Raw genomic sequence first — 24,253 nt, 5'->3', positions numbered from 1 at the left:
TGATTTTATACTTGAATATAGAAAAAATGATTAATCAAATAAAGTTTTCTATCTAAAATAGAGATTTGAGAATAAAAAGGTGAACTATAGTTAATATATAGTAGTTCACCTTTTATATCCATAATAGTAGGAAAAATTTATCTTACTATAAAACCAGGAGGAATCATTAACATGACAGTATTTTCTTTGGTAGATAATATATTTATAAAATTAGTTATTTTAACCATTTCATTTGATACGTTATTGGGATGCTTAAATGCAATAAAAAATCATAAGTTTAATTCAAGTCTTGGAATAGATGGAGGAATTAGAAAAGTAGCAATGATAGCATGTGTATTTTTTTTGTCAGTGCTTGATGTTCTTACAAATTTCAACTTCTTATTTATGCTACCACAGGACTGGATCAACTTTCTAAAATTAAATCGCCTTGGAATATCTGAATTTTTCTCTATTTTATTCATTTTATATGAAAGTGTAAGTATATTAAAAAATATGTATTTATGTGGATTACCAGTACCTAAGAGATTAAAGGAAAAAATAGTAGTTTTACTAGATACAATAACAGATGAATTGAATGTTAAGGATGGAAAGTAAGCAATGGTAGATATAATAAAGATGTTAACAAATAAAAAGTGTTATCCAAACAAAAATAGCCCCAAATTTATAGTTATACATGAGACTGACAATGAGGACAAGGGAGCAGATGCTAAGAGACATGCACAAGCACTTAATAATGGTAACTTAGAAGCAAGTGTTCATTATTATGTTGATGATAAAGTAATATATCAAACACTAGACCACAAAAATGGAGCTTGGGCAGTTGGTAAAAGCTATGGTACTGCACTAATTCAAGGAGTAACAAACTACAATAGCATAAACATAGAAATATGTGTAAATAAAGATGGAAATTATACAAAAGCAAGACAAAATGCAATAGATTTAACTAAAAAGTTAATGAAAGATTTAAATATAAGTTCAGACAAAGTGATTAGGCATTATGATGCTAAGAAAAAATATTGTCCTCGTAATATACTTGATAATCCTTCTCTATGGATAGATTTTAAAAATCAAATAAAAAATAGTAAAAAGGATGATAAAATAATAAGATACACAATTGTTTATGATGGAGAAGTGGATAAAATATCAGCTGAAGTCATTAGTTGGAATTATAAAGAAGAAGAATATTTAGTATGTGATATAAGAGATTACAAACCAGGCATGACACAAAATTTATATGTTGTAGGTGGAAGAGCATGTGAGAAGATAAATTCTATAACTAAAGAAAAATATACTATGATAAAAGGCGAAGATAAATTTGATACACTTTACAAGGCATTAAAGTTCATTAATAGATAGAGTTGGCAGCTTTAACATATATTCAGTAAATTTGTCTAAAGTAATGAAAAATGACATTAAGTAAGCTATACTTATAATGTAGAATATAAATAATTGGAGGGATAGACCAATATGTTTCAAATAGAAGTTGGTAAAAAATTAGAAGCAGAAGTACCAGATGGTTTAAGTATTACTTTTAGTGAAACTGGATTTAGAGCTATATTTAAATTAGACAATTTATCAGAAAAAGAAATAATGGAATTTCGAAAAGGTAATTTAAGAATAGATGTATCTTTTTTAGACAAAATTATTTTCTTCGTATTTACAAATACAATGGGTATAGGAGATGCAGATATACCATTTACAATTCATTTATCTAAATGTAAAGAATTTCAAGAACTTGAAGAAAATGAAGGATATGCAATGGATCTAATGTTAGTAGAAGCTAATAATAATATTGTAAAAGGTTTCAGACGTGTTGGTCTTAATGTAAATACATCTAAATATTTAAAAAAATGTGCAATGGAACAATTATCACATGATTTTAATAAGGATGAACATGTGAGAAAGATCAAGGAAATACAAAGAAAATACAACTCAAGAGAAATAAAAAAATTAGCAGGAGCATATTCTAAGTTTGAAAGAAAACAGTAATTATAATATAAGTATTAATAAATCATTGCAAAAAAAATTAATTATGTTTTATTCAAAGAAGATGTGAAAATAAATGACAATGTAGCTTTAAAAAATACATTGACACTGATAATATTATAGAGTTAGATATATGATTTGTACATATAAAGAGAAATAAAATATCTTAATTTAGTATTGTATAGAGAGTTACTTGATTAAAATTAAAATAAAAGCTACAGGATAAGAAAATCTGTAGCTTTTTAAGTTATTATTTATTTGATTAGTTTTAGCTTTGTTATATTTATCTAATTTATAAATTTAATTATAATATATGCTAATATTTTTGCTACAAACCATTTAAATTCAGGCTCGATTCCTAAATCCATTAATATATGGGAGATAAGAATTTCAATCACTTTACCTAAGAAAATATTTATAAACCTCGGAAATTTATAAGGTATTTTATGATTCATTATTAATATTTTGTTTACTTTTAAATTAAAGTTAATACAATTTTGTTTTCCATCGCAATATTTTAAAACTAATTTTAATTTACGTTTACCCATCCCATTAGTTTTAATCTTTCTTTTTTTCATATTTTTTTCCTCCGTTATTTGTAGTCAACATAAATTCGTAATAATTAATCGAAATAATCACAGAAATTTACATTGCTATATATATCAAGAAAATATGAAAAAAAAAATTGCTGATTTTTTTGCTTTTTTATTTTTAAAGTTTTTTAATAAATCTGATTCGAATTAGGTTTTTTAATGTATAATTTAATAAGAAATTGATAAAGGAGAATTTTATGCTATTATTAAATATAATTTTTATCTGCATAGTATTTTTTATTTTATGTTTTTTTTTTAAAAACAAATTTACTTTTATGTGTACACTAATCACATTAACTTTTTACACATTTTTAATTTCATTTATAAGTTTATTCATTTTAATAAATTATAAATTTATGAAATCATCAATATTAGTATACTTTATACCTACATTTTCATTAATTGCATACTTATATTTTGGTGTCTTTATTAATAAAATAATGCTTATCTTTTTTAGTAGAAAATTTTATGCATTAAAAAATATTGAATATAATTTCAATATTTTAAGATACCATTTAATTTTAATTTTTGTAATACTCTTTATCTATTTAAATATTAATGGCTTTTTTTATAAAAAAGATTTAAATGACACAGTTTTTTTAGTGAGAAATGTTTTTTTTACAATCATTCCATTAGCTATGATAAATATAACTCCTATATTTGATATAGATTCTTTGTCAAATAGATGGATTAAGAGATTTGAGCCTACAAAATAATATACTTAAAACAAATGATAGTTTATCAATATAAGGAAATGAGTCCTGCTTTAAGAATTCATTTCTTTATTCAGCTTTTCTTACCTTTACTCCTTCTTTTTCGTTACTTAACCTTTTAAACTCCAATATATTAATAAATATATTCCCAATTACTCGTCTTTTAATCTATTAGTAATATAGAGCTTATTGTTTAAAGTGTTTAGTCATATATGCTGACTAATTGCTTTCCTGCATTTTTCAATTTTAAATAATTCAATTACTTTTATACCTCAAAAACATTTATATTAAAGTGCAGTAGGTCCTAATATATTAAAAGATTTTTCAAAAAAAAAATAAATCTGCCCCATATTATTTATGTAAATAAAAAATAAGCTATTTTAAGCAAACAAAGAATTAAATTGCATTAGTCAATTAAATAATGAGGGGGGTAATTATATTAAAAAGAGATTAATTAAGAAAAAATTGGTATAATAAAAAAAAGAGGTGTTAAAATGAAACAGATATTAGAAGAAAAATCTAAAATTACTAAAATATCAAAGGAATATAAGCGAACTAGAATTGAAGAAAAAAACAGAGAATGGACTCAAAAACTAAATGATATACTCAGTAAGGGTGATTTTTCTAATGAGGAATTACATAAAATCAAAAATTTAATTCCAGAAGAGATATTGACTAGTGAAAATGTTGGCGAAGTTGTGACAGAAGATGGTTACGCTAAGCCTGAATATGACGAAGTATTTAAATCATTATTTACTTTAAATAATGATTACGATTTACTCATTAACTTTATCAATGATATTCTCAAAGATGCTCCACATGCTAATAGAAATATTAAACCTTTTACTCAAATAAAAAAAATAATCCGAGTTGAAACTGATCCAACGATTAATTATGTTGGTGAGAAAAGACCTAGACTTGATATTTTGGCTGAAGATGAAGAAAATAATCACATTAATATTGAGATGCAAAGAGCTTTTGAGGACGATTACTTAGAAAGAGCTGAATATTATCTTAGTCGTGTGCATGGTAGAAAATTAGAAGAAGGTAAAGAATACAAAGAAATTGGAAAAACTATTGGAATACACATATTAAATCATGTAAAATATAATCAAATAGATGATTATATAAATTGTATGAGACTAACTATGGATGGTCATCCAAATATTTATTCAGAAAAAACGGCATTGTACTTTGTAGAGCTTCCTAAAATTAACAGACATAACAATATAGTAAATAGAATCATGTTGTGGGGAAAATTAATTAGTAATCCTTCTAATTTAGATGTTAGGTTTATAGCTAAGAATGATTCTGTTGTTAAGAAAGCTTTAGATAGGCTAAAAGAGCTAGGAAGCAATGAAGACTATTTATTAAATTTAAAGCGAGGTGCATATATTATGAATAAAAGTAGAAACTTCAAAGAAGAAATTTTTAAAGAAGGCATTGAAAAAGGGAAAAGAGAAGAGAAATTTAATTTTATCATAAAGTTAAAAAATAAAGGTTATAATTTAAATGAAATATGTGACATTATAGATGATTTAAATAAATCAGAGGTCGAAAAAGTATATAATCAAAACTAATAAAAATAAAACATTAACTAAATAGTTAATGTTTTATTTCTTTAAATCTAAATGTAATAGTTTCGCAGTTATATTTTACTCCATAAAATAATAGTTCACCAAGAAATGTTAAACTTGAATAAAGGTGGTATATTTATATGAGTAAAATAGAAAATGTAATTAAAATTATATTACTTCTAAGAAAAAATGAAAATTTAAACTCTAGTGAAATATACAAAACTAGGTATACTGGAGAGAAAAGTAAAGGAATATATATGTCAACTAAGAAAGGCTGGAGTTGACATCAAAAGTAAACCAGGTATTAAGGGAGGATATTGTATAGAAGAGTGTTCATTTTGTATTAGATAAATGAAGATATTAAAATATAAGAAGAAATTTTAAAGAAGGTACGAAAGATAGATGACTATTAGAGTTGCAAAAGAAAAAAATTATAAACTACTTTAAAGGATAGGTGTTTAACATGAAAAAGGAACTATTAGCTGGACCATGTAATTTAAATGTCAATAAAAAAGAGCAAACATTAGTTGAACATATTAAAGATTTATTTGAAGTATTAGAATCTATATTAGACCCAGATTTGTATTCATATAAAGATATAGAAATACTAAAGATATGCTGTGCTTTGCATGATCTAGGAAAAATTAATTTAATTGTTCAACAAAAAATAGAGATTAATAATAAAATATCATCTAGTTTTTCAAAAGAAGAAATAGAAAAATTAGAATATAAAAAAAAATCTTTAGAAAAGATAGCAAGACACAATGTATTTTCTGGAGCATTTTTGCAATCAATATTGGAAAAAATGAATTTATCAGAAGAAGATAAGTTATACATATATAAAACTATAATGTTACATCATGGAAACTATATAGATTATATGAAATTAACTACTACTAAAGTGCAAGAAGAAATTTATAAGTATATTGAGAGTGGAATTTTAGAAAATAAAGATTCTTTCAATCTAGAAGATATAGAAAATTATATAAAATACATTTTAGATATAGAATTTAAATTCAATGAAGATATGTTAGATTATGATTATCTAGACAAAGTAAGCGAGAATATGGTTATAGAAAGTGATTATAACAATGGTCAAATAGATGACTCGGTTTTAAATGATAGAAGGTCTAAACATATTTTTTATAAAGGAATGTTAAATTTAATAGACCATAGAGCTCAAAGTATAAATAAAGATATAAAATTCTATAATGATTTTACAGATAAAGAAATTGATGAGATGATTTTAATTGATATCTGTAAGAATCATTCTGATTTAGAAAAAAGTAATGTAGAATTTAATATTATACAAAAAAGACTGAGAGAGCTATCTGGAAAAAATGTATTGACTGTTGACTTTACAAACTCAGTAAAAATGTATGCTGATGATAGAAAACGATTTAAAAGAAAATTATTTTTGGTTTCAAATCAATTATCATTAGAAAGTCTTTACATAAAAAATATATTTAAGAATAAAAATAATTTAGATAGAAGAAATGATGATTGTATTGGGTTAATTGATGGTGATATAAACTTATATTCATATACTGAAAACAATAAAGAACTAGATTTTGTAGTAACATCAAAGGATATAGATTTAAGTGTAAACTTTTGTAAACCATATATAATTGCAACAATTGACCAGTTATTACTTAGTATGTTTAAATTTCCAGGATATGAAATGACATTTGCAGCTATTAAAAATTCATCTATAACTGTTGATGAGGTACATTTGTTGCATCCAAAGATATTTTTGATTTTAATATATTTTATGCAATTTGCATGTAAATATTTAAACGTTGACTTTCACTTAATGACAACTATACTTCCAAAACCGTATAAAGATCAAATGATAAGTAAGGGCATTATTTTTCAAGAAGAATGTAATGAAAACATTACTGCTAAAGGAGAAATAGTTTTTATTGAGAGCAACAAGGAAGAAGAACTTTGTGAAGGTAAAAATGTAAAGGTCTCTTTTATAAAGGAAGAAGAAATTAAGTTAATAGTTGAAGAAGCTTTAGAAAAGAAACAAAGGATTCTAATAATAAAAAATACTATTGATTCAGCTAATAGTTCATATGAGTTTTTAAAAGAAAACTTATCAGATAAATATAATGGTATAGATATAAATGTTTTGCATAATAGATTTAAATTCAAAGATAAAAAAGATAAATATAGTAAAATATTAAATGGAAAAGGGGATATTTTGATATCTACTCAAGAAATATCATTAGACTTAGATTTCAATATAGTAATAAGTGATTTAGCACATATGGATTGTTTAATACAAAGGATGGGTAAATGTAATATAAATAATAAATATGAATATGGAAATTTTTATATTCTACCTAGTGAAGATAACTTTTATGATAATAAACTTAAGAATACAACTAAAGATATCTTAAATAATACCTTAAAGACTAATTCTATTTTTACAATGAGTCTTAGAAAAAATATTTTGGATTATTATTATGATAATGGTATAGTTAAAAAATATTTTGAAGACAGTTTTAGCAATTGTGATAAAGAAATTAAGAATATTTTTGGTATATATAAAACTCATTTTGATGGTTTAGACCTAATATTTAATTTTGAACCTTATAAAAATATTATTGATAATGAGAAAGAAGCATCTAAGCTTTTCAAATCTACTGAAATAAGCTGTAAAATAATTCTAGAAGAAGATTTTTATAAGGAAGATAGAGACTTGCGAAATGATTCAATTCAAGTATCAGGATTTATATTTAATAGATTTTATTATCTAGGATTAATAACTCCATTAGAAGGATATATGATACTAAAATCTAGCAATAAGTTTGAATATAATAGTACTGTAGGTCTAATCTTACAATAAATGTATATCAAATATATAAATAAAGACAATATACTATAATTTAGTGTATTGTCTTTATTATTAAGAAAGCTTTAGATAGGTTAAAAGATCTAGGAAGAAATGAAGAATATTTATTAAATCTGAAAAGAGGTGCATATATTATGAATAAAAGTAGAAACTTCAAGGAAGAAATTTTTAATGAGGGTATCGAAAAAGGTATTGAAAAAGGTAAAAGAGAAGAAGCTAGAAGAAAAGATCATAAGTTAATTGTAATGCTAAAGAAAAATGGTTTTAAATTAGATGATATATTAAGCAAATTTGACGATTTTGATTTAAGTGAAGATGAAATTAAAGAGATCTATAATAACAATTAATCTAAAAACATTAGCTAGATAGCTAATGTTTTTTCATAAAATTAATGTCTAATACGCTTTCCTTTGTTTTTGTAAAATGATATAATTCCTCCTTTCATGGCATAAGAAAAACAGTCAATCATATAGACTAACTGCTTATGGTATTTAATATGAAGTTATAGACAAGCTGGGATTTACTTTAGTCAATAATCATTTTAATAGACGAACATTTCCCGCTGTTACATTTGCTTTCAGATACGCTACAAGCGGCAACTCCCAATGTAATGTCCAACAATGCTTTTATTATGATTTTATCCCCGGCTTTAGAAATAGGCGTTTCCACTGAAATACTACCATTAGTATTGATTTTCGTGTGCATAAATAAATTGACAGGTGTAATAATGGCTCGCTGTTCTTCAAGGGCGTTATTGATATTGTCGAAACAGTTTGGGTGTCCTTCGCCATTATGGTAGAAGAAATCATACATTTCTAGTCGGCAACATGGGTGGAATAAATCATGTTCTCCAACATCATCAGAAAGGACTTTCATCATAGGTTGGTATAGATTGGTGTAAATAATATCTCCAATTTTTAATTTCAAAGACTCGTTACAATCAATCGTCACTCCAGTTGAAAGAAATTCATTTGGACTACCTGTCACTTCTGCAAAAAAATCAACCACTTGACCGCCTTCAATATCAATCACTGTAATATTTTGTCCTTGCTTAACATCAATTTTTATTCCTGAACATGCTGGTATTATATATTCTTTACTCATTCTCCTTCCCCCCCACAAATTCTAATTTATGAGGATATTATACAGCTATTCAATACTATTAGCAACTCAAAACAATAGTTACCTATTTTTTACCCTGTTTTTAAATAATTATTATATATTTTAAAAAAATATTTTACTTGGTACAGATATAGTTCACAAGCATTGTTATAATTAAGTTAAGATAACTTAGAAAAATTAATTTACTTAATTATAAAAATATTTTCTCAAAAAAAATATGAAAATGCCCCATATTATTTATAAGAAAAAATAAGCTAATTTTAGCAAATAAAAAACTAAGTTGCATTAGACAGCTAAATAAAAAAAGAGGTGTAAATATGATAAAATAAGTAAAGGAATTAAGTTTAAGAAGAACCTAAACTTAAAATTATATAAAAATAATCTAATTCGTAAAAATAAAAAATAATTGTATGAGGTGAAAAAATGAATGAAGAAATGAGATATGAATTTGAAACATCGAGAGGAATTTGCGAACTTGTAATATCAAAAAACTTAAAGGGGAAAAAATTTGAAATCGAAACATTGGTGATAGATGGGAATTTATTAAAAGATAGAGGAGAAAGGTGGGCTGAGTTTACTTATTACTGCATGGAATTTGTAATTGAACTTGGGCATGAGGTTGCTAAACAAGCAGGAAAATTATTTAATATGAAAAAAAAGAAATTTTATATTAAAGCTCCACCTGAACTTGAAAAAATGAGAGAAGCATTTTTAAAAGAAGCTTATAAAATAGAAAGAGACTATTATAACAATGTTTGGGAAAATTTAGGCGAAGATGAAACTATTGAATTAGTAATTGGAACATCTCGTTTTTACATTAACAACAAAGAAATAAATCAAAGCACTAATTTAAAAGAATTAATGGATGAAATAGATAAAGTTGCATATGAGGTAGGAGGAATATTTAAAAAAAGGAAAACTTTCGAGTTTGCAGATACTTGCCAAATTACTAAAAAAACTTTATTGGAAGCAGCAGAAAAAGCAAAACAAATTTTAGCTGAAAAGCAAGAAAAAATTGAGAAACAAAAAGAAGATAGAAAGCAAAAAGAACAGGAAGAAATAGCAAGATTAATTGAAGAGGCAAAAAGAACAGGACAAAAGCAAGTAGTAAAAAGTTGGGCTGTATCTTGCAACGACCCAAATGAAGCTTGCGACTTAGATATAATGACGGAAATGATAGACGAAAATGGCAAAATAGAGATAATTAGAAGCCACACATATTAAGCAATAAGTGTTAGAAGATATCTACATAGAGGTTGTATGTTAAAATTAAGTGTACAGCCTTTTTTAAATTAATATAAGAATATAGTTTAACAGTTATTATTATAAAAACAGAAGTGGAAAATAGAGACTTACAAAATGATTAGATTCAAGTATCAGTATTTATATTTAATAGATTTTATTACCTAGGATTAATAAGCATATTAGAAAGATATATGATACTAAAATCTAGAAATAAGAAAGATATAAATAAAGACAAGATACTATAATTTATTATCTTGTCTTTATAATTTAGTGTTCAAAAACTATAATTAAGTTTTTTAAAATTTATTATAATTAATATTATATCTACTAGGAATGTTTATATTAATATCACATAAAATATATTACTCCTGTTCTTTTACCTCTTCTATAATTTTAAAAAAGTTTTTGTGATAAATAACATCTACTTCAGTTATTGTATATAAAAATTCTTCTTCTCCTCCTTTTTCTAAAACTTTAATAGATAAATATATATTATTTAAAAATTCTTCAAATTTGTTTTGTAGATTATATTCAAGAACATCATATTCATCAATTTCATCAATTTTATCAATTTCATTTTCATAATCACATTCAAAATTTCTCCAATAAGCCTCTTCAACTAAATCATCTATTTCTAATTTGTATAGAGTCTTACCTTGATAATTTTTTAGTTCTTTTATAAAATTATCTTTATAACCTTTAATTTTCACATATCTTTTAAGCATTTGATATATTTCAGTACAAATATCATTCTTTATTTTTTCTCTTGCTGAAAATTCACTTACTTCTTCTTGTTCTATAACATCTTCGATAATATCATCAAAAATAATAATAACATCATATAATAATTCATTTAGATTTATATAATTGTGTGGATTCATTTTATAATAATAAAAGAAAAACATTTTTTCATTTTTTATAAAAAATCCTCCTGTTATTTCTCCCAAATCTTCATAATCAACACGTTCTAACATACTATTTAATTTGTTTTCTATGTCTACTCCAAACATATCAAAATAATCATACTCTTTCATTTTTTTACTTTCCATTTTATCAACCTCTCATAATTAATTATTTTTTATTACTTAAGACACAATAGTTCTCATTTTTTATCTTTTTCATAATTATTCATATCTAAACATCTCCTTCTTATTGCTGACATATACAGCTTACTTATAATTACTAGAAAATCAGCTTATTTTTTCTTATAAGTAATATGGGGCATTTCTTGATTTTTTTTGAAAATATATTTGATTTCAGATATTTGTATAAAAATCATGTTATAATATATATGCTATAAGCATACTTTTTTATCTTTTAGATAACTTTTTGAATAGGGGGAAGTATTATTTATGTTTTTATCAATAGCCATTTGTGAAGATGAAGAATCTTGCATGGATATAATAAAAAAATATCTTGATAAAATTATCAATGGTATTGAAATAGATTATAATATAAATCTATTTTATTCAGCTGAAGAGCTTATTAAAAATTATCCTAATGAATTAGATTTACTTATTTTAGACATAAAAATGGAAGGTATTAATGGCATGGAAGCAGCAAAGACAATTAGAGCTTTTGACAAGATAGTAGATATTATTTTTATTACTTCAATGACAAATCATATTTTAGATGCTTTTGATGTGAGAGCTTATAGGTATTTATTAAAACCTATTGATTATGGAATCTTTAAAAACTATATAGATTCATTTATAAATGATTTCATATTTAGAAATAATAATATACATATTGAATCAAAACATGTAGGACACAATTCAAGTTTATTTCTTAAAACAAGTGAAATTATCTATATAGAAGTAATGAAAAAAACAGTAATTATACATACAGAAAAAAGAAATCATGTATTATCAACTAGTTTAAGCAGTTTAGAAGATAAGCTTAAAGATTATGGATTTTTTAGATGCCATAATAGTTTTTTAGTAAATCTAAGAAAAGTAGTAAAAATCGAAAAAAATACAGCATTTATGGAATATGACAATAGATTAATAGAAATACCAGTAAGTAAATATAAAGTCAAAGATTTTAAAAATAAAATAACTTTATTTTTAGGAGGATTATTATGATAAAAAACAACTTCTTCTGGACAGTTTTTATATTTATATCTTTTTGCATAGAGTGGTTTATGTGTAAAAAAACATTAGATTACAATAGTGAGAGTAAAAGTAATTCCAGGATAACATTTATGTTCATTCTGGTAATTTTTTTTGCAAATACACTATACATCTTAGATATATTTCCAAATACTAGAGTTATAATATCTATATTTACGACCATAATAATAGCTAAACTTGGATATAATATAAAACTAATAAAGGCAATTTGTATCTCAATCATATATTGGATGTTATTGATTTGTATAGATGCCTTAAGTATGAGCTTTACAATCTGGATAAATCTAATAAATGATATGAGTATTCTACTAACAAATAATATTTATAGAATTGAGTCAATTATAATTGGTAAAGTTCTTTTAATTACTGTTTTATATTTATACAAATCATACTTTTTTGAAATTGACTCAGATGTGAACAGAAAAATATTAACTTATATGTCAATTCCTATTTTCACAAATATAGTTTTATTTTTCATAATTTTTAAATATATCTTTAAGTATTCAGAAGGAACTTTAATAGACAAAAACCAGCTTTTTACAATTGCTACAGTATTATTCTTATCTAGTATTTCATTGATTTCTCTCATAAAGAAAATACAAACAGATAATAAATTACTCATGGAAAATAATATGATTGAGAAAATATCTAGCATGAAAAATGAATATTACAAAAACATTGAATCAAAACAACTTAAAATAGAGTTGTTAAGCCATGATATGAAAAATCATATTTCATGTATAGAAGGTATGTATGAAAACAACATTGATATAAGACCTTATTTAAATAATATAAAAAAAACAATTAGAAATAATAATATATATCATACAGGGAATGTTACATTGGATATTATACTAAACGATAAGAAAGATCTTTGTGATAAATATAATATAAACTTTATAGCATTAATAGATTTTAGCAAATGTAAATTTATTAAAGATATAGATATATGCGATATATTTTCTAACATATTAGATAATGCAATAGAGGCTTGCAATAAAATCACTTTAGATCCTAAAGAAATTATTTTAAAGGGGAATGTAATAAACGATTTTTATATAATTAAAGCAGAAAATACTAAAATAAATGACATCTTAATTAAAGGCAATGACATTTTAACCGACAAAACTGATACATTAAAACATGGTTTTGGAATAAAAAGTATAAAAAATTCAATTAATAAATATGATGGAACATGCTTAATTGAACATAATAAAAGTAGATTTACTATGATAATTTCTATACCTATGCCCAGTTAAGCCTTATATTGTCCAGTTGTGCTAAATTATTGAAACTACAGTTATAAAATGATATTGTTTATATATCAAAAAAGTAGGTGAAAATAATGTTCAAAAAAATGGCTATAAAGATTACAACTGCATTAGTTGAAAACAAACTAATTACTATTAAAGAATACAATATTTATAGTTATGGTTTCGAGGTAATAATTGCTTCATTCATAAATATAATATTAGCATTAACTTTAGCACTTATACTTCATAAATTTATTCATATATTGCTATTTTTAATATGTTATTGCTCAGTAAGGCAATTTTCTGGTGGATATCATGCTAATAATCACAAAAACTGTATATTTATTTTTTTATCAATTGTATTAATTACTATATATGCTTCAAATTATATAAGCACAGTAAATCACATTCCAATTATTATATTTTCACTATTAAATTACTTTGGTATATTTTTTTTAGCTCCTCTTGAACATAAAAATAATCCTTTAAACTTGGATGAAAAAAGAAGATATAGTAAAATATCAAAGTTATTAGCAACAATAATTTTATTTATTGTAGTTGCAAGCTTCATTTCAAGAACTAAAACTGACTATACTTTATTTTGTTTATCAGCTTTATTTTGGATAAATATAATGCTAATTTTAGGAAATATACAAATAAGGAGGGATAAAAATGAACAAATATTCATTAAAGATACTTAAATGTCTAAGTTTATTATCTTTAGTAACAGCTCTTATGTCAGTTAATACAACATGCACCTGGTTTAATCATCAACCAAATTTACCTGATGATTTAAGAAAATTTAAAAGTTATGGTAAGTAGATGAAAATATAATATAAGGTAGAGTATAAAAACACTAATACTCTATCTTAAGTAAAAAATACTTTATATACTCATTATTTTTATCAATAGGTACATCTAACATTATAGCTAAATTCATACAATCTATATGACCTTTTAAAAATAAATCTTTTATTATTAAGTTATTTAATTCATCATCTAATCTAATATACTCATTTAATATATCTCTATCTATATGTGATAGAAAATCATTTATATCTATCTTTGAAATAACTTCAGCAGCCTCTAAGTATTCAGAATTTTTTTCTCGAAAATTTTTAATTGCTATATTTGAGAATTTATTTAAATCTTCAAGGCTTTCAAATTTAGATAGCATATACAATTTAATAAAATTTTTATATCCTTTTTTATATTGGAAATCAAATTCTATGCCATTAATGATATTTTTTTGATCTCTATAAAAATCAAATTTTTCTCTTTCAGTTAATGATAGTTTATTATATATGGAATTAAAAAGCTCAAAATATGAATTAAAAAGTGCTTTATTTTTTCTTTTTAATTCTATTAAATTATTGTTTTGACACTCGCTTAAGAAATTATCAAATTCTTCACTGATACTAAATTTATAAACTATATCTTCCACTTTTTCATGCACCCCATCCACGCATTAATAGTATATATATTAATATTAAAAATACTGTTAGTATATTTTTTTGACACGTATAGTATATCATTAAAATAAATCATCTTCAATGAAGAATATAAAATTTTATAAACAATTATTAAAATTTAATCAGGAAGGATGTAAATGTTAGAATTGGATAAAATAGAAGTTATACTCGGTAAAAGAATAAGAAATTATAGAAAAAAACTAGGATATAGCCAAGAAGTGTTGGCACAAAAATCAGATTTAGTTACTACATATATTGGACAAATTGAAAGAGGCGAAAAAAGAGCATCTCTTCAAACTATATTAAAAATAGCAAGTGCATTAGAGGTGCCTTTTGAAATATTATTTGAAAATATTGTATTAAATGACAACTATGTTGATACTATATCTTCTCAATGCTATGAGTTAATTGATAGTCTGACATTAAAAGAACAAAAAGCTATTCTTAAACTTCTAAAAGATGTTATCGAATATAGAAATTTATAAAACATGAATTGTCAGTTTTTTCTAAACTACTGTCATTCATTCTATAATAGTAGTTTGTTTTATATATTTATATAAGATTTATTAATGAGTAATATTTTTTAATTCAGCCTAAATAGTATATATATTTTTATAATAACACGCTACTAGCACATTATAATGACACTTATAGTATATTATTTAGATATAATATTTTAAAATATTACAAACTACTTATATAATTAATTAGGAAGGGTACAGATGTTAGAATTAGATAAAATAGAATCTATAATTGGAAAAAGAATAAGAAATCAAAGGAGAAGATTAGGATATAGTCAAGATGCATTAGCTAAAAAAATTGATTTATTTCCTACATACATTGGGCAAATTGAAAGAGGTGAGAGAAAGGCATCACTTCGCACAATATTAAAAATTGCAAATGCACTAGAAATGCCTCTTGAAGTTTTATTTGAAAATATCATACAAAATGAAGATCATATTGATACTATCTCCTCTCAATGTTATGAATTAGTTGACAGTTTGGAACTAAAAGAACAAAAGTCTATTCTTAAATTGTTGCAAGAAATCATTGAATATAGGAAACTATAAATATGGATACTGAAAGTAAAATTTTAATTGAAATTGGCAATAGGCTAAAAAAACAGAGAAAAAAACTAGATTTAACTCTTGAAGATATTGCTAACTTAACAGGTCTATCAAAAGGATATATTTCAAATATTGAAAAGGGAATAAAATCTCCTAGTCTTCTTACTTTTATAAAGCTTATTGATGTGTTAAATATCTCATCTGATTATATTTTAAAAGAGAAAAATGAACTTAATAAAGTTCAAATCAGCACTGATAATATAGATGAGAGTATAAATGATTTAGATGGTAAAGAATTAAACCTTCTAATTGATATTATAAGTTCAATTAAAAAAAATAGAAATTTAAAATAATAGAAATTTCATTATAAAAAGATGTCTTAATAAATTTAGGCATCTTTTTTATTTTAAATTATTCTTGATTTTATTTACTAATATAAACATGCCTTTTTTGCTCATTTTATGTTAATATATACTTACAGTATATATATTATATTTTTTGTGTCTTTACGTGCTTAAAAGGAGTTCAATATGATAAAAATAGAAGGAAAAGATGGTAAAAAAATTATAAAAAAGGAAATTGAAATTGAGTATATAGATTTTAATATGAACAATGTTGGAGAATTAGTAAATGAAAATGTATGTGCTTTTAAGCTTAAAGAAGTGTCACTTGATAATAATATAGAGGCTTTGCATTTTATAGGTCCAGGAGGAGGCAAATTTGAAATTTCTATAGAAAAAATTATTACTTTGTCAACTAGAGATTCTACAGTGTATATTTCTGCGTTTTGCCCAGATTTGTTTTTTTCTTATAAAAAAGAATCAATATTGAAACAAATCAATAGGGCTAATATAAAGATTTCTCCTATCTTAACTATTTTTGAAGATACAAAAAATATGGTGAGAATTAAAAGATTTATATTTCCTAGGTTTTGGACAAAATGCATGAAAATGATTTGGTTGAAAAATAATAACTATCCAGCACATTCAAATAAATTTACTGGAACTTCTACTTTTTATAAAGTTCTATACATCAAAAACATAGTTATACTCAAATACTATATTGTAAAATGTCATAAAAACTATATTCATTTTACTAAAAAGCAAATATAAAAGTTTCTATATTAAAGTTTATAAAATTAGATAACATCAATTTATATATAGTTTATATGAAAGGAATATTATTTTATATGTCTATAACAATAATAAAGATACCACAATCAGAATTAAAAATAATGAAATTTATTTGGAATACAGATTATGAAATATCTTCTAAAAATATAACAAGTGCAATGGAAAATGAATACAATTGGAATGCCTCTACAACACTTTCATTACTATCAAAGTTAGTTAATAGAGGGTTTTTAGAAGCTAAAAAGATAAAGAGACTTACATACTACAATATACTTATCAAAAAAAAGGCTTACTTGCGATTTGAAACTAAATATTTCCTTTGTACTATACATTCTAATTCAATCGAAAGTTTAATCAAGTCTTTAAAAGATTGTGGTTTCATCAATGATATTTAAATAGAAATATTGAAGAAGAAAAGTAAACAAGTATTCAGTTTTTCTTCTTCAATATTTTTATAAAATACATTAGCTCATTTCAAATATGACTTCAGAATATAATAACCTTCTAAAATAAAAATTTTTCAAAAAATACCTCTAAATGCCCCATATTAGTTAAAAAATAAAACTGATTTACAGTAAATAAAAAATAAGCTGCATATGTCAGTTATAAGGAGGTATTTAGATATGAGAAGTTTAGTAAGCTATAAAGAAAGAGGAGATTATGGAAATGCTAGTTATCGTGGAAATACATCAGGTAAACTTATAGTTGATTTACTTAATGTTTATAATTCTGATTGTATTAGTGATTATATGTGTGGAAGTAATACAACTAAAGATGTAGCAGATACATTAGGAATTCAGTCTAATTGTTATGATTTAAACATGGGATTTGATTTAATGACAGATGAGATAAAGGAGCGAAATAAACTTATATTTTGGCATCCACCATATTGGGATATGTGCGTTTTGTTTCTGCACAACACTCTTGGAAACAAGAACTAAAAGCAGACATGAAATTCTTAGAATAGAAGTTCATGAACTCTATAATTGAGATTGCAGGTGAAAAACCTGAATGGTGTAAATGTAGGTACACTAGAACCTAATCCTCCGACATGCTGACCATTTCTATTAATAGTTGGTATGAAGCTCGGTGAAGTCACATAAAAATCGACCTGAGATGGTAGTTAGTAATGTGGGGTGCTATAAAATTACTATGTGTATTGGAGCTATCTGCTCGATAGCTAGGAAAAATCGTGGGAGGCACGCTTCGTAAAGTAGGGTAAATCGAACTGAAGATTTATAATCCCAAAAGGGATTTCAGTCACAGTAAAGGCTTATGTTCTCCTTGTTACTGTTTATATCCAAAAAGGATATAAGTTCTTAATCCACCTACAGAGGATAAATGAATGGCTGACGGAGTAGACACGGACACTAAGGTAATATGCAAAGCTAGATTGTAGGGAACAAAAGAAGCCTGATAGATAATGTTAAACATAATAGAATGTGATGTATCTAAATAGTAGGAAATGACTATTGAAATTGGGTGGCAGCAGCCCGTAGTAGTCTGAGATGGGGAAAGCCTATTACATGGCGAAGGGGCATAGTCAATTTTATTACTTATCAATTAGTAAGTTTTGAGGAAGCCGTTGTGCGTACCTGACTAAAACCTAAACAAAAATCCGAAAGGAGGAATGTTTATGGCTCAAAAATTCAAAGCACCTGAAAATGAAACAGAATTAAAGAAAATTCAAGATATAATGTATAAAATAACATCTAAATGCATTGAAGCTAAAGAAATACCTAAGTTTAAGGGTCTAGTAGAAATAATGTCTAGTGAAGTGGTCATAATGACTGCTATCCATAATATTAAAGCAAATAAAGGTTCTAAAACTCCAGGAGTTGACCGAAAGGTTATTGATAAAGATTACTTGCAAAAAGATTACTATAAAGTTATAACTGATATTCAAGATAGTTTTACAAACTATAAACCTGATATGGTAAGAAGAAAATGGATTCCTAAACCAGGAAAACAAGAAAAACGACCACTTGGTATTCCAACTATTAAAGATAGAGTCATCCAGGAATGTGTAAGATTAATCATTGAACCAATTCTCGAGGCTCAATTTTTCCAACATTCTTATGGATTTCGTCCTTGGCGAGATGCTCATATGGCTCTAGAAAGAATTAAAGACCAAGTTAATAGAGTTGGTTACTACTGGATAGTTGAAGGAGATATAAGTAAATTCTTTGATAATATTAACCATACAATATTACTTAAAAAATTATACCACATGGGTATAAGAGATAGAAGGGTACTAATGATTATCAAAGAAATGCTCAAAGCTGGAATAATGGATGAATGTAAGAAAAATAAACTAGGAGCACCACAAGGTGGCATCATAAGTCCTATTCTTGCAAATGTCTACTTACATCAAATGGATAAATGGATTACTAAGGAATGGGAAAACAAAACTACTAAAAATAACTACTCTAGTAAACGTAATCAATATCAATCTTTACGTAGATATTCAAAACTTAAGCCTACATATTTAATAAGATATGCAGATGATTGGATACTCTTAACTGATAGTAAAGAACATGCTGAAAAATGGAAATATAGAATTTCAAAATTCTTAGAGACTAATTTAAAGCTAAAACTATCAGATGAAAAAACACTAATAACTAATATTAAAGAGAAACCAATACATTTTGTTGGATTTACCTACAAAGTAATTAAAGAGCCTAAAATGCGAAAAGGATATAAGCCAGTTGTAAAACCAAAGCAAGAAAGAATTGATAATAAAATGCTAGAGATTATTCAAGACATTAAAATATTAAGACTATCAATGCATAAAGAAGATTTAATTGTACGTATTAGCAAAATAAACAGTAAGATAAGAGGTATTATAAATTATTACAGTGCAGCCAATATGGTATATTTCAGTTTAGCAAAATACCATAGAAGATTAACAACAGTTGCAATGAATTCACTAAGGCGAAAAGGAGTTATCTTTAAGCCTGCACATGAAGTAAATAATTTAATAGCATTGCATTCCAATTATTCAACATGGATACCAGCAATAAAACTACCCAATGAACAATTCATAGGTATAACATCACCAGCATTTTGTAAATATCAGAAAATTTATAATAAGAATCAGGATGAAACACCATTTTCTAGTAAAGGAAGGGAGTTGCATTTCAAAAGAACATGTAAGCAACTGCCTTTGGCAAGAATGGAAGAAATCTTACAAGCTCCTGATATTCTTAAATTTAATAAGTATGGTAAGTCCAAAGAAATCTATAATTATGAGTATTTCATGAATAGAATGTATGCTTTCAATAGAGATAAGGGAATATGTAAAATTTGCGGAGAACCTATAATAAATGGAGATAATTTTCACTGTCACCATATAAGCAAAAACCTTCCTTTATCACAGATAAACAAAGTTCAAAACCTATTATCTACACATAGTAAATGTAATAAGCTAATACATGAAAATATAAGCCAAGATGGATTTTCAGATAAAGCAATCAAAAACGCAATAAAATTTAGGAAAAAACTAATTGTTGATTAAATAAAATTGATGGAACGCTGGATGCGATGAAAGTCGCATGTCCGGTGTGAAACAGGGGAAAACAACTCTTAACAGGTAATGCTGAAGATGATTGTTACCTATTGTTATTATTAAATATAGTGGATATGTTTATGGAAATACTCCATTAAAAAATGATTTATCTCACATTAAAGACTATTCTCTATTTATGAAAAAAATAAATTATTGTTTATCAAAGCAATTTGCATCATTAGAAAAAGGTGGTAGACTCATAATTCTTACAGCTGATATAAAAAAACAAGGAAAACTATATTCTATGTTACTAGATATGGATAAAATAGGAACTTTGGAACAAATAATTGTAAAAGAACAAAATAATTGTCTTAGTGATACAAAATCTTATAAAAAAGAAAATTTCATAAGGATAGCTCATGAAACAGCAATAGTTCTTAGAAGGGATTATTCATATACATTAGATTTTTCAATAGTACAAAAAGGTACTTGTGACTTAAGAAATAGTATGAGCATAACTTGGAAAGACTTGGTTGCTACAGTAATAGAGAAGTTAGGAAAAGTAGCAAAGTTAGAAGATATCTATAAAGAAATCGAAGGTCATAAAAAATGTAATTCAAATAAATATTGGAGAGAAAAAGTTAGACAAACACTTCAAATAAATCATATTTTTATTAGGCAAGAAAAAGGTGTCTGGGCAATGTCATAAATTTTGATTTTTAAATTTATAGGAGGTACTTTTATGGCTGAAAGTTTAAAAATAAATATAAAATATTACAACAAAATCATAGATAGATACATAGAAACTTGCACATTAAACGAAGAAATTTTTAAATTTGGGGCTTTTATAGATAATAAAAAGCTATATCTTTCTCCTACTGATAGAGATCTTGATACAAGCATGTATAATGATTTCGAGCTATTTCACAATTTATTTAATAAGTATAAAACTCATCAAATATCATTATGTGAACTAAAAAATGCTATTAAAAAGCGTCTTCATTCATTACTTTATTACTATAATACAAGACAATATAATGTATCAAGTATAATATCTAGCTTAAAACATATGGTTGGTAAGATATATACATATGATATATTTATTGAGGAGGTAAGAGAAACTATTGATTTTTGTATTGGGATTTTTGAATGGTCAGAAGAAACCCCTAATTCAATTTTATCTGAATTAGAAAATGGTTTTTGTATTCGTGATCTTTATAATAACCAAGAAAATCTACAGATCAGTTTTATTCCAAAGATAATACATCCTGATTTTCCTTCAGAATCTTTAATAGAAGTTACTGAAGTTTCCTTATACTAAATTAATTATTTTATAAAATTGATATTATAAACTTTAAATAAAAAAGCTATATTCTATGAGAGTAATATTTTCTAGTAATATAGCTTTTTTGATTTTTTATTTTAAATTGTCCATACAAATTTTCAGGTACTTTCTTTCCTCATCTGTTAATTGCTCACAGGTCATTAATGAATCTAATAGACTTTCCAAAGAACCATTATGGACATTATCAATGAATTCTTTAGTTTCAAATTTTGCATATTCACTCTTTATAACTGTAGGTTTATAATATGTATACCTTTCAATTTTTTCTGAGCTTAAAAAACCTTTTTTAATTAATCTTGATAGTAGTGTTAATGTTGTAGTTTGTTTCCATCCATATTTTTCATACATAGCATTAGTAGCATTAATTGATGCTATTTTAGTATTTGAATCCCAGATAAACTTCATTACTTTTAGTTCTGCTGGTGCTATTTTTCTTGTTATCATACTATCCATTCCTCTCATACCTTCTTGGAAATATATTTTTTCTTCTTTATTTTTTACTAAACTTAGTAAATGAATAATCATTTGCTAAATCTCTAAAAGCCTTTTTTCTAAGTATATTTAGTTGCATATAGTCAGGGTTATTTAAAATAAACTCTTTATCTGATTCTATGTCTATATTCAAGGTATTTTTTTCATTTCTAGATTTAATTAGATTTCCATTTCCATCACAATCAATTAAAAATAAAAATTTACCAACTTGTACTATCTTAAAAAGCTCATATAGTCCACATTCTTCCTTATCTACAGATAAAAGCATATCCCCTATTTCTAAAGTATCCAACTTAACACCTGTTTCATTTTCTATGCTTTCTTTTAATAACTTTAAGCTCTCTTTGTTATTTTTCATAATATCACCCTTTATATTATTTTTACTAAATCTCTAACTGTTCAACCATACTTTTTCTCCTTTCTCTTTATTGACAATTACAACTTGTGTTTTTTTACTAATAAATAGCTATTTTTTTATCTCTTAACAAATATGGTTCATTTTAAAGATTTTTTTGAAAATAAATTAATTGATATGTTCCTTTTATGTTTTATATTAATAATTTAGTATATTATCTTGCATATTCTCCCATTTTAACCTTTTAAACGACCAGTTATGCGAAAATATTGACTTTTCAGAAAATTATTGTTAACATCTAAGTACAATTATTTTTATATATACAAATGTTAGGAGGATATATGAAAAAATTAATATTACTATTTTTATTAATTATAATAATCACTGCTTGTTCAAAATCTGATGATGAGGAATATAAGTATGCTACTATTAATACCTCTATGGAAAATAGCTCTGTAATTTCTTTATATGATTCAGAAGGCAATTATAAAGGTAATAAAAAAATAAAATATGGAGGAATAATATTAACAGGATTCAAAACAACAGGTGATGATACCAAAGAAAACATTTACTATACAGCACCTGCAACTAACAATAAATCAAATGACTTTGTTCTCCAAATAAACAAAGATACATTAAAACCTAAAACTATAATCTCATCCAAAGGTAATAATCCAACTTTTTTTGTATCTGATCAAAAAAATATCTACTCAGGATCATCTAGTCCAGACGAAGTTTTTCTTTCTAAAACAAATTTAAAGTCCAATGAAATATTAAAATCAACAATATTTAAAAATCTAGGTGTAGGAATAGTATTAGTTGAAAAAAATGAAAAAGTATATTTAATATCTTTTAAAGAAGTTTCCAGCACCTATAAATTAATTTTATCAGTTATAAATAAAGAAAATTTAAGTATCGAGAAAACTATTGATATATCAGATGGAAGTTATGCAACAAGTGCAAAAATTATAAATAACAACCTATATATATTAAAAAATAGAGATGGTAATGATATGCTTTCAAATAAAATTATAAGAGTTAATCTAGATGACTATTCATCTAAAATCATTGAATTACCCTTTGATAACTTATCTCAGATACTGGCTGATGAAAATTATCTTTACATAACTGAAAGCAGTTCTTTAGGTGAAACAACTCAACATAGAGTAGCTAGGTTAAATATAGATAGTTTAGAAATAAATCAATATGATACTGAAAATGAGCATATTTCAAGCTGTATAAATAAAGATGAATTTTTATCTTCTAATGGAGAAGAAATCTATATTTATAATTTAGGTGATTTTAAATTGAAGAAATCTATTAAATTAAAAAAATATGAGAATAAGACTTTTGTATCTTTTTTTATTAATAATTAACTGTTCTTTTGAATGGTTAAAATA

At 24.7% G+C, this 24,253-nt stretch carries 28 protein-coding genes; 22 read left to right on the top strand and 6 right to left on the bottom strand.

Translation table 11 applies throughout. The annotated features are described in order from the left end of the window. Nucleotides 1-171: 171 nt before the first annotated feature. From ACTG44_RS20540 to ACTG44_RS20530, 3 genes are all read left to right on the top strand, one after another. Nucleotides 172-594: a phage holin family protein gene (locus ACTG44_RS20540; protein ID WP_330400438.1), complete on the top strand. Its 423-nt coding sequence runs from the start codon at nucleotides 172-174 to the stop codon at nucleotides 592-594. 3 nt (nucleotides 595-597) lie between these two features. Continuing rightward, nucleotides 598-1,356 (top strand): peptidoglycan recognition protein family protein, encoded by a 759-nt coding sequence (locus tag ACTG44_RS20535; protein WP_102822265.1) that lies wholly within the window; start codon nucleotides 598-600, stop codon nucleotides 1,354-1,356. Between the two features lie 111 nt (nucleotides 1,357-1,467). After that, nucleotides 1,468-1,989 (top strand): hypothetical protein, encoded by a 522-nt coding sequence (locus tag ACTG44_RS20530; protein ID WP_102822264.1) that lies wholly within the window; start codon nucleotides 1,468-1,470, stop codon nucleotides 1,987-1,989. A 284-nt stretch (nucleotides 1,990-2,273) separates the two neighbouring features. Here the strand turns inward: ACTG44_RS20530 and ACTG44_RS20525 are convergent, their stop codons facing one another. Then, on the bottom strand, nucleotides 2,274-2,564 hold the full coding sequence (locus ACTG44_RS20525; RefSeq protein WP_102822263.1) for a hypothetical protein: 291 nt from the start codon (nucleotides 2,562-2,564) through the stop codon (nucleotides 2,274-2,276). Between the two features lie 1,222 nt (nucleotides 2,565-3,786). On the opposite strand from ACTG44_RS20525, the gene ACTG44_RS20520 reads away from it, so the two are divergent. The 4 genes from ACTG44_RS20520 (at nucleotide 3,787) to ACTG44_RS20505 (ending at nucleotide 8,076) form a co-directional block, all read left to right on the top strand. Further along, complete coding sequence (locus ACTG44_RS20520; protein WP_102822261.1) at nucleotides 3,787-4,872, top strand: Rpn family recombination-promoting nuclease/putative transposase; 1,086 nt, start codon at nucleotides 3,787-3,789, stop codon at nucleotides 4,870-4,872. A gap of 137 nt (nucleotides 4,873-5,009) precedes the next feature. Beyond that, complete coding sequence (locus ACTG44_RS20515) at nucleotides 5,010-5,153, top strand: hypothetical protein (protein WP_158245590.1); 144 nt, start codon at nucleotides 5,010-5,012, stop codon at nucleotides 5,151-5,153. Nucleotides 5,154-5,332: 179 nt separating this feature from the next. After that, complete coding sequence (cas3, locus tag ACTG44_RS20510) at nucleotides 5,333-7,723, top strand: CRISPR-associated helicase Cas3' (RefSeq protein WP_235684379.1); 2,391 nt, start codon at nucleotides 5,333-5,335, stop codon at nucleotides 7,721-7,723. A gap of 140 nt (nucleotides 7,724-7,863) precedes the next feature. Next, complete coding sequence (locus ACTG44_RS20505; RefSeq protein ID WP_235684378.1) at nucleotides 7,864-8,076, top strand: hypothetical protein; 213 nt, start codon at nucleotides 7,864-7,866, stop codon at nucleotides 8,074-8,076. A 178-nt stretch (nucleotides 8,077-8,254) separates the two neighbouring features. On the opposite strand, the gene ACTG44_RS20500 is transcribed toward ACTG44_RS20505, so the two are convergent. Then, a complete protein-coding gene (locus tag ACTG44_RS20500) occupies nucleotides 8,255-8,833 on the bottom strand; it encodes a DUF1989 domain-containing protein (RefSeq protein ID WP_102822259.1) in 579 nt (192 codons plus the stop codon). 441 nt (nucleotides 8,834-9,274) lie between these two features. Between ACTG44_RS20500 and ACTG44_RS20495 the strand changes: the two genes are divergently transcribed. Continuing rightward, the gene (locus ACTG44_RS20495; protein ID WP_021383398.1) at nucleotides 9,275-10,075 is read left to right on the top strand and encodes an ATP synthase subunit B family protein; all 801 of its coding nucleotides are present in this window, start codon (nucleotides 9,275-9,277) and stop codon (nucleotides 10,073-10,075) included. A 383-nt stretch (nucleotides 10,076-10,458) separates the two neighbouring features. Here ACTG44_RS20495 and ACTG44_RS20490 read toward each other — a convergent pair whose 3' ends face one another. Continuing rightward, nucleotides 10,459-11,145, bottom strand: coding sequence for a hypothetical protein (locus tag ACTG44_RS20490; RefSeq protein WP_172693297.1), 687 nt, complete (start codon nucleotides 11,143-11,145; stop codon nucleotides 10,459-10,461). 303 nt (nucleotides 11,146-11,448) lie between these two features. On the opposite strand from ACTG44_RS20490, the gene ACTG44_RS20485 reads away from it, so the two are divergent. The 4 genes from ACTG44_RS20485 to ACTG44_RS20470 all read left to right on the top strand — a co-directional run bounded on the left by ACTG44_RS20485 (nucleotide 11,449) and on the right by ACTG44_RS20470 (nucleotide 14,303). After that, complete coding sequence (locus tag ACTG44_RS20485) at nucleotides 11,449-12,180, top strand: LytR/AlgR family response regulator transcription factor (RefSeq protein ID WP_172693296.1); 732 nt, start codon at nucleotides 11,449-11,451, stop codon at nucleotides 12,178-12,180. Next, on the top strand, nucleotides 12,177-13,487 hold the full coding sequence (locus tag ACTG44_RS20480) for a sensor histidine kinase (RefSeq protein WP_021383438.1): 1,311 nt from the start codon (nucleotides 12,177-12,179) through the stop codon (nucleotides 13,485-13,487). Before ACTG44_RS20485 ends, ACTG44_RS20480 begins: the two co-directional genes overlap by 4 nt. Nucleotides 13,488-13,573: 86 nt before the next feature. Continuing rightward, on the top strand, nucleotides 13,574-14,182 hold the full coding sequence (locus ACTG44_RS20475; RefSeq protein WP_021383425.1) for an accessory gene regulator ArgB-like protein: 609 nt from the start codon (nucleotides 13,574-13,576) through the stop codon (nucleotides 14,180-14,182). After that, nucleotides 14,154-14,303 carry a cyclic lactone autoinducer peptide gene (locus tag ACTG44_RS20470; RefSeq protein ID WP_021383344.1) on the top strand — a complete coding sequence of 50 codons (150 nt, stop codon included), beginning with the start codon at nucleotides 14,154-14,156 and terminating at the stop codon, nucleotides 14,301-14,303. The genes ACTG44_RS20475 and ACTG44_RS20470 overlap by 29 nt, the downstream gene beginning before the upstream one ends. Nucleotides 14,304-14,337: 34 nt before the next feature. On the opposite strand, the gene ACTG44_RS20465 is transcribed toward ACTG44_RS20470, so the two are convergent. Further along, complete coding sequence (locus ACTG44_RS20465) at nucleotides 14,338-14,925, bottom strand: hypothetical protein (RefSeq protein ID WP_102822258.1); 588 nt, start codon at nucleotides 14,923-14,925, stop codon at nucleotides 14,338-14,340. Between the two features lie 165 nt (nucleotides 14,926-15,090). Between ACTG44_RS20465 and ACTG44_RS20460 the strand changes: the two genes are divergently transcribed. The 9 genes from ACTG44_RS20460 to ACTG44_RS20420 all read left to right on the top strand — a co-directional run bounded on the left by ACTG44_RS20460 (nucleotide 15,091) and on the right by ACTG44_RS20420 (nucleotide 21,982). Next, complete coding sequence (locus ACTG44_RS20460) at nucleotides 15,091-15,438, top strand: helix-turn-helix domain-containing protein (protein WP_172693294.1); 348 nt, start codon at nucleotides 15,091-15,093, stop codon at nucleotides 15,436-15,438. A 237-nt stretch (nucleotides 15,439-15,675) separates the two neighbouring features. Beyond that, complete coding sequence (locus ACTG44_RS20455) at nucleotides 15,676-16,023, top strand: helix-turn-helix domain-containing protein (protein WP_021383402.1); 348 nt, start codon at nucleotides 15,676-15,678, stop codon at nucleotides 16,021-16,023. Between the two features lie 2 nt (nucleotides 16,024-16,025). Further along, the gene (locus ACTG44_RS20450; protein ID WP_172693293.1) at nucleotides 16,026-16,373 is read left to right on the top strand and encodes a helix-turn-helix domain-containing protein; all 348 of its coding nucleotides are present in this window, start codon (nucleotides 16,026-16,028) and stop codon (nucleotides 16,371-16,373) included. Between the two features lie 177 nt (nucleotides 16,374-16,550). Further along, a complete protein-coding gene (locus tag ACTG44_RS20445) occupies nucleotides 16,551-17,132 on the top strand; it encodes a hypothetical protein (protein WP_479921709.1) in 582 nt (193 codons plus the stop codon). Nucleotides 17,133-17,188: 56 nt separating this feature from the next. Beyond that, entirely contained in the window at nucleotides 17,189-17,548 is a 360-nt protein-coding gene (locus ACTG44_RS20440) for a BlaI/MecI/CopY family transcriptional regulator (protein WP_235684376.1), read from the top strand. Nucleotides 17,549-17,776: 228 nt separating this feature from the next. After that, nucleotides 17,777-18,094 (top strand): hypothetical protein, encoded by a 318-nt coding sequence (locus ACTG44_RS20435; RefSeq protein WP_102822257.1) that lies wholly within the window; start codon nucleotides 17,777-17,779, stop codon nucleotides 18,092-18,094. A 695-nt stretch (nucleotides 18,095-18,789) separates the two neighbouring features. Continuing rightward, nucleotides 18,790-20,670 (top strand): group II intron reverse transcriptase/maturase, encoded by a 1,881-nt coding sequence (gene ltrA / locus ACTG44_RS20430; RefSeq protein WP_158245566.1) that lies wholly within the window; start codon nucleotides 18,790-18,792, stop codon nucleotides 20,668-20,670. A gap of 91 nt (nucleotides 20,671-20,761) precedes the next feature. Beyond that, nucleotides 20,762-21,370, top strand: coding sequence for a hypothetical protein (locus ACTG44_RS20425; protein ID WP_102822256.1), 609 nt, complete (start codon nucleotides 20,762-20,764; stop codon nucleotides 21,368-21,370). Nucleotides 21,371-21,403: 33 nt separating this feature from the next. Then, on the top strand, nucleotides 21,404-21,982 hold the full coding sequence (locus ACTG44_RS20420; protein ID WP_021383346.1) for a hypothetical protein: 579 nt from the start codon (nucleotides 21,404-21,406) through the stop codon (nucleotides 21,980-21,982). Nucleotides 21,983-22,078: 96 nt separating this feature from the next. Here ACTG44_RS20420 and ACTG44_RS20415 read toward each other — a convergent pair whose 3' ends face one another. Both ACTG44_RS20415 and ACTG44_RS20410 read right to left on the bottom strand, forming a co-directional pair. Then, entirely contained in the window at nucleotides 22,079-22,531 is a 453-nt protein-coding gene (locus ACTG44_RS20415; RefSeq protein WP_021383353.1) for a BlaI/MecI/CopY family transcriptional regulator, read from the bottom strand. After that, nucleotides 22,497-22,856, bottom strand: a complete 360-nt coding sequence (locus ACTG44_RS20410) for a hypothetical protein (protein WP_021383381.1) — start codon at nucleotides 22,854-22,856, stop codon at nucleotides 22,497-22,499. The genes ACTG44_RS20415 and ACTG44_RS20410 overlap by 35 nt, the downstream gene beginning before the upstream one ends. A 338-nt stretch (nucleotides 22,857-23,194) precedes the next feature. Between ACTG44_RS20410 and ACTG44_RS20405 the strand changes: the two genes are divergently transcribed. Further along, nucleotides 23,195-24,229, top strand: a complete 1,035-nt coding sequence (locus ACTG44_RS20405) for a YncE family protein (protein WP_021383355.1) — start codon at nucleotides 23,195-23,197, stop codon at nucleotides 24,227-24,229. The last annotated feature ends 24 nt before the right edge of the window (nucleotides 24,230-24,253 follow it).

The organism is Clostridioides sp. LIBA-2809, assembly GCF_056688965.1.
The sequence above is the reverse complement of the archived record's forward strand: the minus strand, read 5'-3'. Positions and strand labels throughout refer to the sequence as shown.

Coding starts and splice junctions, on each gene's coding strand:
- ACTG44_RS20540 (WP_330400438.1), top strand. CDS start 172: ATGACAGTATTTTCTTTGGTAGATAATATATTTATAAAATTAGTTATT.
- ACTG44_RS20470 (WP_021383344.1), top strand. CDS start 14,154: ATGAACAAATATTCATTAAAGATACTTAAATGTCTAAGTTTATTATCT.
- ACTG44_RS20530 (WP_102822264.1), top strand. CDS start 1,468: ATGTTTCAAATAGAAGTTGGTAAAAAATTAGAAGCAGAAGTACCAGAT.
- ACTG44_RS20445 (WP_479921709.1), top strand. CDS start 16,551: ATGATAAAAATAGAAGGAAAAGATGGTAAAAAAATTATAAAAAAGGAA.
- ACTG44_RS20460 (WP_172693294.1), top strand. CDS start 15,091: ATGTTAGAATTGGATAAAATAGAAGTTATACTCGGTAAAAGAATAAGA.
- ACTG44_RS20415 (WP_021383353.1), bottom strand. CDS start 22,531: ATGATTATTCATTTACTAAGTTTAGTAAAAAATAAAGAAGAAAAAATA.
- ACTG44_RS20435 (WP_102822257.1), top strand. CDS start 17,777: ATGAGAAGTTTAGTAAGCTATAAAGAAAGAGGAGATTATGGAAATGCT.
- ACTG44_RS20480 (WP_021383438.1), top strand. CDS start 12,177: ATGATAAAAAACAACTTCTTCTGGACAGTTTTTATATTTATATCTTTT.
- ACTG44_RS20410 (WP_021383381.1), bottom strand. CDS start 22,856: ATGAAAAATAACAAAGAGAGCTTAAAGTTATTAAAAGAAAGCATAGAA.
- ACTG44_RS20490 (WP_172693297.1), bottom strand. CDS start 11,145: ATGGAAAGTAAAAAAATGAAAGAGTATGATTATTTTGATATGTTTGGA.
- ACTG44_RS20515 (WP_158245590.1), top strand. CDS start 5,010: ATGAGTAAAATAGAAAATGTAATTAAAATTATATTACTTCTAAGAAAA.
- ACTG44_RS20525 (WP_102822263.1), bottom strand. CDS start 2,564: ATGAAAAAAAGAAAGATTAAAACTAATGGGATGGGTAAACGTAAATTA.
- ACTG44_RS20450 (WP_172693293.1), top strand. CDS start 16,026: ATGGATACTGAAAGTAAAATTTTAATTGAAATTGGCAATAGGCTAAAA.
- cas3 (WP_235684379.1), top strand. CDS start 5,333: ATGAAAAAGGAACTATTAGCTGGACCATGTAATTTAAATGTCAATAAA.
- ACTG44_RS20420 (WP_021383346.1), top strand. CDS start 21,404: ATGGCTGAAAGTTTAAAAATAAATATAAAATATTACAACAAAATCATA.
- ltrA (WP_158245566.1), top strand. CDS start 18,790: ATGGCTCAAAAATTCAAAGCACCTGAAAATGAAACAGAATTAAAGAAA.
- ACTG44_RS20520 (WP_102822261.1), top strand. CDS start 3,787: ATGAAACAGATATTAGAAGAAAAATCTAAAATTACTAAAATATCAAAG.
- ACTG44_RS20495 (WP_021383398.1), top strand. CDS start 9,275: ATGAATGAAGAAATGAGATATGAATTTGAAACATCGAGAGGAATTTGC.
- ACTG44_RS20535 (WP_102822265.1), top strand. CDS start 598: ATGGTAGATATAATAAAGATGTTAACAAATAAAAAGTGTTATCCAAAC.
- ACTG44_RS20440 (WP_235684376.1), top strand. CDS start 17,189: ATGAAAGGAATATTATTTTATATGTCTATAACAATAATAAAGATACCA.
- ACTG44_RS20505 (WP_235684378.1), top strand. CDS start 7,864: ATGAATAAAAGTAGAAACTTCAAGGAAGAAATTTTTAATGAGGGTATC.
- ACTG44_RS20405 (WP_021383355.1), top strand. CDS start 23,195: ATGAAAAAATTAATATTACTATTTTTATTAATTATAATAATCACTGCT.
- ACTG44_RS20500 (WP_102822259.1), bottom strand. CDS start 8,833: ATGAGTAAAGAATATATAATACCAGCATGTTCAGGAATAAAAATTGAT.
- ACTG44_RS20475 (WP_021383425.1), top strand. CDS start 13,574: ATGTTCAAAAAAATGGCTATAAAGATTACAACTGCATTAGTTGAAAAC.
- ACTG44_RS20485 (WP_172693296.1), top strand. CDS start 11,449: ATGTTTTTATCAATAGCCATTTGTGAAGATGAAGAATCTTGCATGGAT.
- ACTG44_RS20455 (WP_021383402.1), top strand. CDS start 15,676: ATGTTAGAATTAGATAAAATAGAATCTATAATTGGAAAAAGAATAAGA.